This is a genomic window from Bordetella bronchiseptica, assembly GCF_900636925.1.
GTDB lineage: Bacteria > Pseudomonadota > Gammaproteobacteria > Burkholderiales > Burkholderiaceae_B > Bordetella > Bordetella pertussis.
Map to the genome: position 1 here is coordinate 1215580 of NZ_LR134326.1, position 14107 is coordinate 1229686.

11 protein-coding genes are annotated in these 14107 nt (G+C 68.9%); 6 read left to right on the forward strand and 5 right to left on the reverse strand.

Translation table 11 applies throughout. The features are described from left to right. The first annotated feature begins 21 nt into the window (after positions 1-21). From metC to EL288_RS05765, 4 genes are all read left to right on the forward strand, one after another. Positions 22-1173 (forward strand): cystathionine beta-lyase, encoded by a 1152-nt coding sequence (gene metC / locus EL288_RS05750; RefSeq protein ID WP_010930021.1) that lies wholly within the window; start codon positions 22-24, stop codon positions 1171-1173. 3 nt (positions 1174-1176) lie between these two features. Further along, positions 1177-2208, forward strand: coding sequence for a M14 family metallopeptidase (locus EL288_RS05755; protein ID WP_010930022.1), 1032 nt, complete (start codon positions 1177-1179; stop codon positions 2206-2208). A gap of 129 nt (positions 2209-2337) precedes the next feature. Then, a complete protein-coding gene (locus EL288_RS05760) occupies positions 2338-3312 on the forward strand; it encodes a tripartite tricarboxylate transporter substrate binding protein (RefSeq protein WP_033446555.1) in 975 nt (324 codons plus the stop codon). Positions 3313-3336: 24 nt separating this feature from the next. Beyond that, entirely contained in the window at positions 3337-5421 is a 2085-nt protein-coding gene (locus tag EL288_RS05765) for a rhodanese-like domain-containing protein (RefSeq protein ID WP_003813982.1), read from the forward strand. Positions 5422-5487: 66 nt separating this feature from the next. On the opposite strand, the gene EL288_RS05770 is transcribed toward EL288_RS05765, so the two are convergent. From EL288_RS05770 to EL288_RS05785, 4 genes are all read right to left on the reverse strand, one after another. Beyond that, positions 5488-6480, reverse strand: a complete 993-nt coding sequence (locus EL288_RS05770; protein ID WP_003813981.1) for a Bug family tripartite tricarboxylate transporter substrate binding protein — start codon at positions 6478-6480, stop codon at positions 5488-5490. Positions 6481-6588: 108 nt separating this feature from the next. Further along, positions 6589-7923: an NAD(P)/FAD-dependent oxidoreductase gene (locus EL288_RS05775; protein ID WP_033458669.1), complete on the reverse strand. Its 1335-nt coding sequence runs from the start codon at positions 7921-7923 to the stop codon at positions 6589-6591. Positions 7924-7948: 25 nt separating this feature from the next. Beyond that, complete coding sequence (locus EL288_RS05780) at positions 7949-9961, reverse strand: hydantoinase B/oxoprolinase family protein (protein WP_003813979.1); 2013 nt, start codon at positions 9959-9961, stop codon at positions 7949-7951. Then, a complete protein-coding gene (locus EL288_RS05785; RefSeq protein ID WP_010926970.1) occupies positions 9958-12006 on the reverse strand; it encodes a hydantoinase/oxoprolinase family protein in 2049 nt (682 codons plus the stop codon). The genes EL288_RS05780 and EL288_RS05785 overlap by 4 nt, the downstream gene beginning before the upstream one ends. Positions 12007-12109: 103 nt before the next feature. On the opposite strand from EL288_RS05785, the gene EL288_RS05790 reads away from it, so the two are divergent. Both EL288_RS05790 and azu read left to right on the forward strand, forming a co-directional pair. Beyond that, the gene (locus EL288_RS05790; protein WP_003813976.1) at positions 12110-12757 is read left to right on the forward strand and encodes an IclR family transcriptional regulator; all 648 of its coding nucleotides are present in this window, start codon (positions 12110-12112) and stop codon (positions 12755-12757) included. A gap of 140 nt (positions 12758-12897) precedes the next feature. Beyond that, positions 12898-13392 (forward strand): azurin, encoded by a 495-nt coding sequence (gene azu, locus EL288_RS05795; RefSeq protein WP_003813974.1) that lies wholly within the window; start codon positions 12898-12900, stop codon positions 13390-13392. A 43-nt stretch (positions 13393-13435) separates the two neighbouring features. Here the strand turns inward: azu and EL288_RS05800 are convergent, their stop codons facing one another. After that, positions 13436-14107 carry a helix-turn-helix transcriptional regulator gene (locus EL288_RS05800; protein WP_010926969.1) on the reverse strand — a complete coding sequence of 224 codons (672 nt, stop codon included), beginning with the start codon at positions 14105-14107 and terminating at the stop codon, positions 13436-13438.

The window sequence follows — 14107 nt, forward strand, 5'->3', positions numbered from 1 at the left end:
CTTTCACTTCTGCAGGTGCTCATGAAGTTCGATACGCTGCTGACCCATGGCGGTCGCGACCCGAAGGCGCACAAGGGGATGGTGAACACGCCTGTCTACCGCACCTCAACCGTTGTATTCGAGTCCATGGCCGAGTACAAGGCAACCCGTGGCGCGAAGTTCGACCACGTACGCTACGGGCGGCTCGGCACGCACACCGTGAAGGAGCTGGAGAACCTGGTGGCCGCCATCGAAGGCGGCCATCGGGCGGTTCTCACGCCCTCGGGCGTTTCGGCCATCGCCACGACCCTCAATACCCTGGCCCGTCCGGGCTCGCACATCCTGGTGCCGGACAACGTCTATTACCCCTGTCGCGAGTTCTGCGAAAAGGTGCTGGCGCCGCGCGGCGTGCGCGTCGAGTACTACGCCGGTTCGGAGGTCGAGCGCCTGGTCCGCCCCGATACCTCGGTCGTGTACTGCGAGAGCCCTGGTTCGCTGACCATGGAAATGCAGGATTTCGCCCGCATCGCCGCCGCCGCGCATGCGGTCGGCGCCAAGGTGGTGGCCGACAACACCTGGGCGACGCCGGTATTCCTGCAGCCGTTCGAGCACGGCATCGACGTCTCCATCCATGCCGCCACCAAGTACCTGGTGGGCCATTCGGACGTGATGATGGGGACGGTGACGGCGCATGACCCCGAGCTGTGGCTGGCCATCCGCACGGAAGCGGCCGCGCAGGGCCTGTCCATCAGCCCCGACGACGCCTATCTGGCCACGCGCGGTATCCGCACGCTGGGGGTGCGCATGGCGGCGCACTACCGCAACGCGCTGGACGTGGCGCAATGGCTGGCCGGGCATCCACGGGTGGCGCAGGTGCTGTATCCGGCGCTGCCGCAGCACCCCGACCACGCGCTGTGGCGCCGCCAGATGCGCGGCGCCTCGGGCCTGCTGACCCTCGAACTGGAGCCCTGCAGCCTCGAGCAGCGCGACGCCTTCATCGACCGGCTGACGCTGTTTGCCATCGGCGCGAGCTGGGGCGGCTACGAGAGCCTGGTGCTGCCGGCCGATACCGCCGGCAAGCGCAGCCTGGCGGGCAGGGACTATGCCGGGCCGCTGGTGCGGCTGCATATCGGATTGGAAGATGTCGAAGACTTGAAGCGCGACCTGGACCAGGCGCTGCGCCGGGAGGATTGAACCGTGTCGAAAATACAAGACTTGTTGTCCGGCATGCAGCCGGGAACCGTGGCGCATGACTACCTGCCGGTGGGCACCATGAGCTCGGGCATGGCCATCGCCATCCCGGTGACGGTGATCAAGGGGGCGGCGCCGGGACCTTGCCTGTGGGTCAATGGACAGGTGCATGGCAATGAACTCAACGGCGTGATCGCCGCGGTGGAGCTGGGCCGCCGGGTGGATCCGGCCGCGCTGTCGGGCAGCCTGGTCATCACGCCCACGGCCAACCCCCTGGGGCTGGACAACCGCACCAAGACGGCGCCGCAGGATCTGCAGGACCTGGACCAGACTTTCCCGGGCAATCCGCAGGGGATGGTGACCAACCATATGGCCCATGCCCTGTTCCAGGAAGTTCGGGCGGTGGCCTCGTGCCTGGTGAACATGCATACGATGGGCTCGATCCACGACAGCAAGCCGTACTGTGTCTACAAGGTCTTTCCGGGCAGCGCGGTCACCGAGGCGCAGCTGCTGCGCATGACCTCGTTCTTCGAACCCTCGGTCAGCTGCCGCATGGACGTGGGCGGCGCGGGCGAACTGCCCGGCAACATTGCCGGCGGGCTGGATTACCAGTGCCTGGCCATCGATGTGCCGGCCTTCATGGTCGAACTGGGCCAGGGCAGCTGGTACACGCCGGAGAACGTCGAGCAGGCGCTGACCGGGCTGCTGCGCCTGGCGAGCCACCTGGGCCTCATCGACGAAAGCGGCGTATCCGCCGGCGCTCCCGCGCCCGCCAGCGTGCGCCGGGTCACCCGGCGCCGCTGGGTGATGGCGCGCCATGGAGGGTTGTTCCTGGCGGCCGGGCGGGCCGGCCAGATCGTGCCGGCCGGCGCGCCGCTGGGCCGCATCGTGGATTTGCATGGCGCCGAGGTGGAGGCCGTCAGCCTGGATACCGATTGCATCGTCATCGGCATGCGACGCGATCCGGTGGTGCACACCGGCGACCGCGTGGCGTTCGTGGCAACGCAATGGGACCAGGCCGATATCGGCGCCGGCTGAGGCGCGGCGCCGCGATACCAGTCCATTCCGATTCGAGCAGGTCCGGCGCCGCGGGCGGCGCCGGTGGTTGCGTTCGGCCCGCGCCCGCGGCGCGTGGCCTTTTTCAACGAAGAACAGAGGGGGAATACCATGCAACATACTCTCGCGAAGTATCTGGCCGCCGCCGCCGTCGCGGTACTGCCCTGGACCGCCGGGGCGCAGGACAAGGCCGCCAAGCCCTGGCAGCCGGATGGCCCGGTGACGCTCATCCTGGGCTATGGCGCGGGCGGCGGGCACTATGCCCTGGCGCAGGTGCTCCAGGCCCGCATGGCCGAGGAACTGGGCCAGCCGCTGATCGTCATGCCCAAACCGGGAGCCGGCGGATTGATCGCGACCGACTTCGTCGCCAACGCGCGGCCCGACGGCCGCACCATCACCTGGTCCGGGCCGGGCGTGCTGACGATCTGGCCGCAGCTGCGCCAGATTTCCTATGACCCCAAGAAGCTGACCCCGGTCAACCTGCTGGTCCAGATGGGCTACATGCTGGTGACCAAGCCCGGAGAAAGCCGCTGGAACAGCGTGCAGGACGTGATCGACGGCAGCAAGAGCGGCGACGTGACGTATTCGTCGGTGGGCGTGGGCACCTCGAACTCGATGACCGGCCATTTGCTCAATGCCATGACCGGCAGCCGTCTGCGCGAGATCGGCTACAAAGGGGGCGGCCCGGCGCTGATGTCCACCATGGCCGGCGAGACCGATATCGGGTTCGGCGATACGGCCACCCATGAGCTGATCGCCGCCGGCCGGCTGCGCGCCATCGCCACCACCACCCGCCAGCGCGAGCCGCGTTTTCCCGACGTGCCGACGGTGGCCGAGACCGTGCCGGGCTACGAGGTGACCAACTGGCTGGGCGTCATCGCGCCGCCGGGCACGCCGCAGCCCATCGTGGATCGCTACCAGCAGATCTTCGCCAAGCTGATGGCCGAGCCGGAGATCGCCAAGCGCGTCAAGGAACTGGGCATGACGCCCGACGTCGGCACGCCGCAGGCATTCAGCGAGCTGATCGATTCGGAGACGCAGCTGTGGAAGCGCCTGATCCGCGACCAGAACATCAAGGTTGAGTAAAGCATGCCGACAGGAGAGAAGACGATGACTACGATGCAACAACGTTACGATGCGGTGAAAGACGCCATGGCGCAGATCGGCCGTCTGGCTGCGCAGCTCGACGGCGAGGCGCTGCGCGAGGCGATCGGCCCGGTGCTGGTCGCCCTGGGCGAGCGCGACGAGCTGTTTCCGCGCGATGAGTTCCCGATCCGGGCCGGCAAGCCCGGCGGGCTGTACCAGTTGTGGCGCGGCGAGAGCGGCGACCTGGCCCTGTATGCGTCGGCGGGCAAGACCGGCAAGAAGCAGCCGCCGCACGATCACACCACCTGGGCGGTGATCGCCGGCGTGTACGGCGAAGAGCACAACGTGTTCTTCGAACGCACCGACGATGGCTCGCGCGCCGGTTTCGGCACGTTGCGCCAGATCGACGCCCTGACCGTGGTCCAGGGCAACGCCGCGCGCCTGAGCGGCGAGGTGTTCCACACGATCGAAGTCGTGTCCGAGGAAGATTCGCTGCACCTGCACCTGTATGGCCGCGCGCTCGATACGCTGAGCGGACGCATCAATTTCGCCACGGAAGAAGGCGGCGCCTATACCCGCTTCATGGCGGTGCCGGAAACCTACGCGCCCTGGATCGCGCCGCGCGATCTGTACGAGATGCTGACCGACGGCGGCGAGCTGGCCATCCTGGACGTGCGCGAGAACGGCGTCTATACCCAGGGGCACCTGTTCCATGCCGCGTCCATGCCATTGTCGGTGTTCGAGCTGCGCGTCGACGACGGACTGCCGTCGCCGCACGTGCGCATCGTGGTGATCGACGACGCCGACGGCCTGGCCGAGCAGGCGGTGCGCCTGCTGCATCAGCGCGGCTACCACAACGTGGCGGTGCTGCAGGGCGGACAGCCGGGCTGGAATGCCGCCGGCCTGCCGGTATATACCGGCGTTTTCGTGCCCAGCAAGGCTTTTGGCGAAGTGGCCGAGCACGTCTACGGCACGCCCAGCATCAGCGCCGTCGAGCTCGACGCGCTGCGGCGCAGCGAGGAGGTGCTGGTGCTCGACAGCCGCACCGAACAGGAATTCAACCTGATGTCGGTGCCGGGCGCCTATTCGTGCCCGGGCGCCGAGCTGGTGGCGCGTGCGCTGGACCATGCCGGCCCCATCGTCGTCAACTGCGCCGGCCGTACCCGCTCCATCATCGGCGCGCAGTCGCTGCGCAACGCCGGCAAGACAGACGTGCGGGCCCTGGAAAACGGCACGATGGGCCAGCACCTGGCCGGCCTGCCGCTCGAACGCGGCAAGTCCGCCAGCTACCTGGACCGCCCGGTCGCCGCCGGCGCCGCGCAGGCGGCGCAGGCGTGGGCGCTGGGCATGTCCATCGCCACGCTGGACGCGGGCGAATTGCACGACATGCTGTCCAACCCCTATCGCACCACGTACCTGTTCGACGCACGCGATCCGTCCTGCTCGTCGCGGGCGACCCTGCCGCGCGCGGTGGCCGCGCCCGGGGGACAGCTGGTCCAGCAGACGGATTACTACGCGCCGGTGCGCAATGCGCGCATCGTGGTGTTCGACACCGACGGCGTGCAGGCGCCGATGACCGCCGGCTGGCTGCACCAGATGGGCTGGGAAGTCTATCTGCACCGGCCCGAGGCAACGGCGCTGGTCGCGCCGCCGCGCGTCGAGTACGACGACGAGCGTGGCGTGCCGGTCGAGGCCGTCGCGGCCGACGCCGTGATCATCGACGTGGGGGATTCGCGTACCTATCGGGCCGGCCACCTGGCCGGCGCCGCCTGGGCGCCGCGCTCGCGCCTGCCGGCCTTGCTGGCGCAGCGCAAGCCCGCCGGGCCGCTGCTGTTCACGTGCGCGGACGGGCGGGTCTCGCGGCTGGCGGCGGCCGACGCCGCCGCGCAGGGCTACCAGGCCGCCTACCTGAAGGGAGGCACCGCGGCGCTGGGCGCGGACCGGCTGCGCGGCGACGCGCCGCAGTTCCTGACCGAGGCGATCGACGTCTGGTACCGCCCCTATGACCGCGAGACCGGCATCGAGGAAGCCATGCACCAGTACCTGAGCTGGGAAACCGGCCTGCTGGACAAGGTCCGGTCCGACCCCACCGTGGCGTTTCGCATCTGAACGCGGCGACGGCCCCGCGCGCTTGCGCGCCGGGGCCGTCGCGGCCGGCAGGCGAGCCCGGACTGCTCAGCTGGGCGTGATGCCGGCCGCTTCCACGAACGATTTCCAGCGCTGCTTGTCCTGCTGCACGAAGGCGTCGATTTCGGCGGGGGTGGCCGGCGGGTAGGTCAGAAAGCCCTGGTCCACGTAGGTCTTCTGTACCGAAGGCTTGGCGATGGTCTGCCGGAACTCGTGGTTCAGCTTCTGGACGATCTCCGCCGGCGTCTTGCGCGGCGCGAACACCGCATGCCAGGTGACGACTTCGTAGTCGCTGCCGATCACGCTGGCGATCGTCGGCAGCTTGGGGGCCCAGGGCAGGGGCTCGGCGCTGGAGACGGCCAGGGCGGTCAGCTTGCCGGCCCTGACCAGCGGGTCGACGACCGACCAGGCATCGATGTGGAAGGTATTGCGTCCGGCCGCCAGGTCGGACATCGCCGTCATGTCCTTGTAGGGGACATGCAGCACGCCCGGCGCGCCGATCTTCTTGGTGAAGATCGCGCTGGCGATGTGGCTGGACGTGCCGATGCCATACGAGCTGTAGCTGCACTGCTGCTGGTTCTTGCGCAGGTAGTCGATGAAGGCCTGCGGGGTCTTGATGCCCAGGCCGGCGTTGACCACCAGCACCAGGGGCAGCTTGGCGGTGCGCGAGACGGCCGCGAAATCCTTGTCGGGATCGAAGGGCAGGGTGCGGTAGACGTACGGGTTGATGCAGAACGGCGTGGCCGTGGAATAGAGCAGGGTGGTGCCGTCGGGGCGGGAAATGCCGACCTGGCGGGTGCCGATGTTGCCGGCGGCGCCGGGCTTGTTCTCGACGATGAACTTGCCGCCCAGGCGTTCGCTGACGTCATTGACCAGCAGGCGGGCGATGACATCGGTGCTGCCGCCCGAGCCGTACGGCACGACGACGGTGACCGGGCCGGCGGGGTAGGCGCCCGCCTGCGCCAGGGCAAGCCGGGGCAGGGCGGCGGCTCCGCACAGGCCGGTCAGTACTCTCAATGCATTGCGACGCTGATTGTTCATGGAGCGCTCCATAGATATTTTTCCGGTTCGCTTCGGCGGCCGGGGCATCGGGACGGTGCGAGGCCCTGGCCGGGTGGATGAGCGAGAACCGGTGTCTGCGCCCGCTGTTCAGCGGGCCCTCCAGTGGTCGTAGGCATCCCGCGCCTGGTACCAGCTGCCGATCGCGAACAGGAACCACGGGTTGCCGAAGTAGAAAGGATGGCCTGGAATTTCCCCCATATCGAATGCGTTGATCGGTTCGCCCGACTGCGTGGCGATCTTGCGGCCGACGCAGTGGCCCAGGTAGCTCATCATGGCCACGCCGCTGCCATTGCAGCCCAGCGCGTAATGCAAGCCGTCGGCGCCGCCGATGTGGGGCATCGAGTCCAGCGTCATGGCGACGTTGCCGCCCCAGCTGTGGGTGATGCGCGTGCCGGCCAGTTGCGGAAAGCGCTTGAGCATGGCGCGGTACAGCAGCCGGGCGGTGGTCGCCTCGTCGGTGGGCACGAAGCGCGCGCGCCCGCCGAACAGCAGCCGCCGCCCGTCCGGCGAGAGCCGGTAGTGGTTGACGACGCGGCGCGACTCGGACACGGCCCGATTGGTCGGCAGCAGGCTGGCGGCGAGGTCCGGCGGCAGCGCTTCGGTGGCGATCATGTGGGTGCAGACCGGCACGATGCGGCGCTTCAGGCCGCCGAGGTTGGCGCCCGTATAGCCGTTGGTGGCGATGACCACCTGGCCGGCCCGCACGGTGCCCCGCGCGGTATGGACGTCATAGCCGCCGGCGCGGCGCTCGATGCGTTCGACCGGCGTGCGGCCAAGCACGCGCGCGCCCGCGTCGCGTGCCGCCCGCAGCATGCCGCCATAGAGCTGGGCGGGTTGCAGGTGGCCGGCGTGCTCGATCAGCGCGGCGCCGTGGTACACGGACGAGCCGATCTCGGCGGCCAGCTCCGCGCGCGGGATCATGCGCGCCTGCGATCCGGTGCAGGCATTGAGCTGGTCCAGGCGCGCCTGCCAGCTCTGGTAGTGCGCGGGCACCCACATGGTGGTGAGCCGCCCCGTGCGGTGCCAGCCGCACTCGATGGCGTACCGTTCGATCAATGATTCGACATAGGCCATCGAGGCCGCGGCGTCGCGCAGCCGCGCGGCCAGGCGCTCGGCGCGCTGGCCGGCGCTTTCGCCGACCGCGGCGAGCGCCTTCTTCTGCACGTTGACGCCGCCCGACACCTGCCCGCCGGAACGGGTGCTGGCGCCTTCGCCGGGACGGCCGGCTTCCAGCACCACGGCCTCGATGCCGGCCTCGCGCAGGGCCAGGGCGCAGCACACGCCGGTGTAGCCGCCGCCCACGATGGCCACGTCGGCGCTGGCCGGCAGGGTGTCCTCGCCGCATTCGGGCGGCTCGTAGCCCTCCCACCAGTAGGGCCGCCGGCGAAAATCCGGCGCAAAGATGTCCCTGGACGCGGCCATGTTCGGCTCCCGCATGGCTGCGCGCTCAGGCGGCCGCGCCGCTGGCCGCGGCAATCGCCTGCGGCGAGGGCAGGTCCGCGTAGCGCTGGCTCAATTGCGCATAGAGCCGCTCGATATCCTGCGCGCCGCCGTCTTGCGGCGGCGCCGAGCCGGCCAGCGCGGCGAACATCTGGTGCTTGACGAAATGCCGCCAGCTGATGGGCAGCGCCGCCATGATGCGCGTCATCGCGTCGTAGCGCGCCGGCGTCCAGACCGCCTCGAAGCGCGAGCGGCCCGGGCCATGGTCGAAATGGGCCTGGCCGCCCCGGTCGGCGCGGCGCAGTTCGCGGGTGGCCGCCTCGTCCACGCTGAGGTCCGCGCGCACCGCGACGCCATAGGCCTCGCGGGCGCGCTGGCGCGACACGAAACCGCAGCGCACGTCTTCCACCACCTGCTCGATCGGCCGTTCGTAGGGATGGCCATAGCCGCCGCCGGCCGGGCCCTGCAGGCGGATGACGTCGCCCGGGGCGCAGTTCACCAGGTCGCTGTTGCGCAGCTCCTCCGGCGCGTCGGAGTCGGGGTTGCGGATGAAGCGCGAGTTGGCGCCCGCCTTGCCGCCCATGACGCCCCAGGCCGCCAGCTCGGAGCGGTTGCGGTTGCGCGCCGTGACCACGCCGTTGGGCGCCAGCAGCCGGAATTCCATCGTGGCCGCGTTGCCGCCGCGCTGGCGGCCGGCGCCGCCGGTGTCCGGCACCAGGCCGTAGCGGATGATCTCGATCGGCACCTCGGCCTCGTTGATCTCCACCGGCGTGTTCTTCAGGAACGCGTTGTTGGCGCCGCAGCCTTCGACGCCGTCATGTTCCGGTCCGCCGCCGGCGCCGCCGCCGCACGGGCCGATCGACGACAGCACCTGGCGGCCCTCGCGCGTGGCGGTCTTGACGTTGAGCAGGGTCGAGCCGCCGGCCGGGCAGGCCGGCAGGCGATCGGGCATGGCGCGGCTGAAGACGCCGAAGGTGCAGGCCTGGATGACCGCCGCCATCAGGCTGCGCATGCCCACGGCCGCCGGCGCCTGCGGATTGACCACCGTGCCTTCCGGCAGGACGGCATGGCAGGGCCGTACGCTGCCGGCGTTGAGCACGTTGCGCGGCGCCAGGGTATGCATGACGTAGATCAGGCCGACCGTGATCACCGAATGGTGGCCGTCGCCGCCGGTGGGTACGTTCAGCGACGAGGCGACCTGCGGGTCGCTGCCGGTGAAATCCAGCTCCAGTTCGTCGCCGCGCACGCGCAGCGTGATCTGGATGCGGCACGGGTAGCCGCCCACGGTATCTTCGTCGGCGTACTCGGCGAAGCGGTACTCGCCGTCCGGGATCTCGCGGATCAGGGCGCGGGTCTGTTGCTCGGCGTAATCGAGGATGGCCTCGGCGCCCTGCATGAATTCGTCCACGCCGAACCGGTCGATGATCTCGTGCACCTTGCGCTCGCCGACATTGAGCGCGGCGATCTGGGCGTTGAGGTCGCCGCGGTTCTGCTCCGGCATGCGCACATTGACTTCCATGATGCGCAGCACTTTCTCGTCGATGACGCCGTCGCGCGCCAGCAGCATCGGCGGGATGCGCAGGCCCTCCTGGTGGACTTCGGTCAGGGTGCGCGACAGCGACGCCGGCACGGCGCCGCCCATGTCGGTATTGTGGATGTGGCTGCCGACGAAGCAGACCAGGCGGCCGTCGCGGAACACCGGCTTCCAGACGTGCATGTCCGGGGTATGGGTGGCCACGAAGCCGCTGTACGGATCGTTGGTGAGATAGATGTCGCCTTCGCGATAATCGTCGAACATGGCGATGACCCGGCCATAGTCCAGCCCGGTGTACCAGGTCGCGCCGAAGGTCTTGGGCGAGGCGAAGGTCTTGCCCGCCGGCGTCATCAGCTGCGCCGAGAAGTCCTCGGTTTCCTTCACGAAGGTCGAATAGGCGGTGCGCATCAACGTATAGCCCATCGCCTCGGCGGCGGCGGTGCAATGGTTGGCGAGCACTTGCAGGCGGAAATTGTCCACGGTCACGACGCGGCTCCTTCGGTGATGCGCAGATTGGCGTACTCGTCGACCCGGCATGCATAGTCGGGCGGGATGACGGTAGTGCAGTCGTCCTGGGTCACGATGGCCGGGCCGGTGAACTGCTGGCCCGCCGCCAGGGCGGTGCGCGCGTACAGCGGCACCTCGTGCCAGGCGCCGTCCAGCCAGACGCGTACCTTGCGTTCGGCGCGCGGCGCGCCGGGGCGCAGCGCATGGCGCGGGAAGGCGGGCTTGTCGTTGTTGCCGGCGATGACCACGCGCAGGCTGACGATCTGAACCGGAGCCTGTTCGTCGGCGTGCCCGTACAGGCGCCGGTGCATGTCGTGGAAGGCTTGGCCCACCGCCTGCACGTCGCCGGCCTCGATGTGGATCGGGTCCAGCACGGTATCGATTTCGTACGATTGGCCGCGATAGCGCATTTCGGCCGAGTACACCAGCTCGGCCTCCTCGGCGTGTCCCTGTTCCTGCGCCAGCCATTGGCGCGCGCGCCCGGCCAGGGTGGCGAATTCGTCGCGCACGAAGGCCAGCCGGTCGGCGCTGAGGTCGGTGTACACGGTCTTCAGGAAGTCGCTCTTGAGGTCGGCGATCAGGCCGCCCAGCGCGCTGAGGGTGCCGGGCGAGGGCGGCACCACGATCTCGCGGACCTTGAGCTCGCGCGCCAGGAAGCAGCCCAGCATCGGGCCGGCGCCGCCGAAGGCCAGCACGGCATACTCGCGCGGATCGATGCCGTAGCGCGACACCAGGCCGCTGACCTCCGAATACATGCCGGAGACGGCGATCTGGATGATGGCCTCGGCCGTTTCCTCGATGCCGCGGCCCAGCCTGTCGGCCAGCTCGCCCACCGCCTGGCGCGAGGCGTCGGCATCGACCGTGACGGCCTGGTAGCCCAGTTCGGAATGGCCGACCAGCCCGCAGCAGACGAAGGCGTCGGTAATGGTGGCGCGCGTGCCGCCGCGCCGATAGCAGGCGGGGCCCGGATGCGAGCCCGCGCTTTCCGGGCCCACCTTGAGCACGCCCAGCGGGTCCACCCAGGCAATGGAGCCGCCGCCTTCGCCCACCGAGGACACCGAGACGGACGGGATGTAGATCTGGAAATCGCCGATCAGCTCGCCCACGCCGTATTGCGGCTTGCCGTCGACGATGACCGCGATGTCCGCGCTGGTGCCGCCGATGTCCAGGCTCAGGCAGCGCGGCAGGCCGGCCGTTGCCGCGACGTGGCTGGCGCCGATGACGCCGGCGGCGGTGCCCGACAGGATCATCTGCACGCAATCGCGCTTGCCCTGCTCGGCGGTCATCACGCCGCCGTTGGATTTGGTCAGGCGCGGCTCGGGCTGCACGCCGGCGTTCTTCAGCGCCTGCTGCAGCGATGTCAGGTAATGGGCGACGCGCGGCTGCACATAGCCGCCGATCACGGCGGTGATGGTGCGCTCGTACTCGCGGATGATGGGCCAGGTCTCGCTGGAGCACGACACCGGCAGGCCGGGCGCCAGCGCTTCGGCGATTTCACGCACGCGCAGTTCATGCGCCGGGTTGCGGTAGGCGTGCAGCAGCGAGACCACGATGCCTTCGGCGCCCGCGTCCAGCGCCTGCCGGACCGCGCGCTCCACGCTGGCCTCGTCCAGCGGCGCGCGCACCGTGCCGTCAGGGCCCATGCGCTCGGCGATGCCGAACACCATGCTGCGCTTGACCAGCGGCGCGGGCCGCCGCGACAGCAGGTGATACATGTCGGGGGTTTTCAGCCGCGCCAGCTCGAGCACGTCGCTGAAGTTCTCGGTGGTGAACAGCGCCAGCTTCAGGCCCTTGCGCTGGATGACCGTATTGATGCCGACCGTGGTGCCGTGCGTGAAATACGTGATCTGCTCGGGCTGGATGCCGTAGCGCTCGCCCAGCATGCGCACCCCGGCGATGACTTCTTCGCCGGGTTGGTCGGGCCGCGAAAAGACCTTCAGACTTTTGATTTCACCGCTGTCTTCGTCGAATACGGCGAAATCGGTGAATGAGCCGCCGATATCGACGCCTACCCTGTACCCCATGGTGCCCCCATCGATGTCGCGCAAAGCCGATAAACGCTTGCAAAGTGCCCGCGAGCCGTTTAAACTTTCCGCTAGGTGAACAATATTTTCATGCAGTGGTCAAATGAATGATAATCGCTCGGTCCAGAGGTGTCTAGCGCTGCTGCGCAGTTTCCGCAGCGGCCCGGGGCAATCGCTCACCGCCTTGTCCAAGGCGGTCGACCTGCCGCATTCCACCGTGCTGCGCTTTCTGACCACGCTCGAGAGCGAAGGCTATGTGCGCAAGGAAGGCACGTTGTGGTCGTTGACGCCCCAACTGCTGGAGATCGGCTTTGCCGCGCTGGCCAACACCGGGGTCAACGATGTGATCCAGTCCGCCCTGCAGGAGCTGGCGGACCAATGCGCGGGCACGGCCAACATCGGCGAGCGCAGCAAGAACGACGTCATCATCATCGCGCGGGCCAGCTCGGAAGCCGAGCGGCGCAAGATCCTGGTGGTCAATCTGCGCGTGGGCAATGCGCTGCCGCCGGCCAGCGCGCTGTGCTCGGCGCTGGACCTGCCCGAAGACCAGTGGGCGATCGCCCGGTACCCCGAGCGCAAGGTCACCACCGTGGGGGTTGCGCTCTTCTCCAGCCAGGCGCGCGGTCTTTCATTGGGCCTGTCCGTCAACGACGACGACTACGACATGCCGCGCATCGAGGCCGAGGTGTTGCCGCGCCTGCGTGCGCAGCGCGATCACATCCGGCGCCTGATGCGCCTGGGCGAGATGTAGGCCTGCGCCACTATTCCCCTGGTTGCAGCATGGGTTGCGCGGCATGGCGCGGGCCGGCCGCATTGTTTGATGGCGCGCAAACGGGCGAGCCGCGCTCCTTTCCCTTTGCGCGCGCGGGGGCGTAAAGTAGGGATTGCCCGATGCGCGGTCGCGCGTCGCACAATGTGTTGATGGAGGACGTTATGTTCAAGCAGGTATTGGGTGGCATGGCCTTGATGGCGGCGTTCAGCGCGCCGGTTCTCGCGGCCGAATGCTCGGTGGACATTGCCGGCACGGACCAGATGCAATTCGACAAGAAGGCCATCGAGGTCAGCAAGTCGTGCAAGCAATTCACGGTCAACCTCAAGCACACCGGCAAGCTGCCCCGCAACGTGATGGGGCACAACTGGGTGCTGACCAAGACGGCCGACATGCAGGCGGTCGAGAAGGATGGCATAGCCGCGGGCCTGGACAACCAGTACCTGAAGGCCGGCGATACGCGCGTGCTGGCGCACACCAAGGTGCTGGGCGGCGGCGAGTCGGATTCGGTGACGTTCGACGTGGCCAAGCTGGCCGCGGGCGATGACTATACGTTCTTCTGCTCGTTCCCCGGCCATGGCGCCCTCATGAAGGGCACCCTCAAGCTGGTCGACTGAGCGCCGGCGCGGACCCTGGCGGCGCCGCCGCCGGGGCGCGCTGTCAGGCGGCCTGGCGCAGCGGCCGAACCGTATAGGCGCAGCGGCGCGCGCCGGCCAGGATGTGCTCGGCCCGCTCGACCCGCGCCTGCGGGCCGATGATCTCGCGAAACAGGTCCAGTTCGCTGCGGCAGAAGGCCATGCAGGCTTGCGCGGCCGCACAGATGGGACAGTGATTCTCCACCAGCAGGTAGCCATCGTCGGTGGCGACCAATTCGGCCATGTAGCCCTCGCGGCTGCGCACGGCCACCAGGCGCTCCAGGCGCTCGCGCAGGCCGTCGGCGCCTTGCATGGCCTCGGCGTAGCTGGCGCGCATGCTGGCCTCGCGCGCGCCGATCAGCTTGTCTATCCCGCTTTCACCGAAAACCTGGCGCACCGCGCCCAGCATCTGCACCGTCATCTCGGCGTGCATGTCGGGAAAGCGCGCATGGCCGGCCTGCGTCAGCCGCCATATCTGGGTGGGCCGGCCGCGGCCGGCCGAACGCGTTTCGGCGTCCACCAGGCCTTCGACCTGCAGGCGCGCCATCTGCTGGCGCACCGCCTCGGCCGTCACGTCCAGCACCTCGGCGATGGCCGCGATGCCTTGCGGGCCGCGCGTCTTGAGCGTCATGAGAATGCGCTCGGCCGGTTGGTGCGGAACCCAGTGCGTGCTGACAGAGGCGGATTGATCGGACAT

Coding starts and splice junctions, on each gene's coding strand:
- metC (WP_010930021.1), top strand. CDS start 22: ATGAAGTTCGATACGCTGCTGACCCATGGCGGTCGCGACCCGAAGGCG.
- EL288_RS05760 (WP_033446555.1), top strand. CDS start 2,338: ATGCAACATACTCTCGCGAAGTATCTGGCCGCCGCCGCCGTCGCGGTA.
- EL288_RS05765 (WP_003813982.1), top strand. CDS start 3,337: ATGACTACGATGCAACAACGTTACGATGCGGTGAAAGACGCCATGGCG.
- EL288_RS05770 (WP_003813981.1), bottom strand. CDS start 6,480: ATGAACAATCAGCGTCGCAATGCATTGAGAGTACTGACCGGCCTGTGC.
- EL288_RS05775 (WP_033458669.1), bottom strand. CDS start 7,923: ATGGCCGCGTCCAGGGACATCTTTGCGCCGGATTTTCGCCGGCGGCCC.
- EL288_RS05785 (WP_010926970.1), bottom strand. CDS start 12,006: ATGGGGTACAGGGTAGGCGTCGATATCGGCGGCTCATTCACCGATTTC.
- EL288_RS05790 (WP_003813976.1), top strand. CDS start 12,110: ATGAATGATAATCGCTCGGTCCAGAGGTGTCTAGCGCTGCTGCGCAGT.
- azu (WP_003813974.1), top strand. CDS start 12,898: ATGCGCGGTCGCGCGTCGCACAATGTGTTGATGGAGGACGTTATGTTC.
- EL288_RS05800 (WP_010926969.1), bottom strand. CDS start 14,107: ATGTCCGATCAATCCGCCTCTGTCAGCACGCACTGGGTTCCGCACCAA.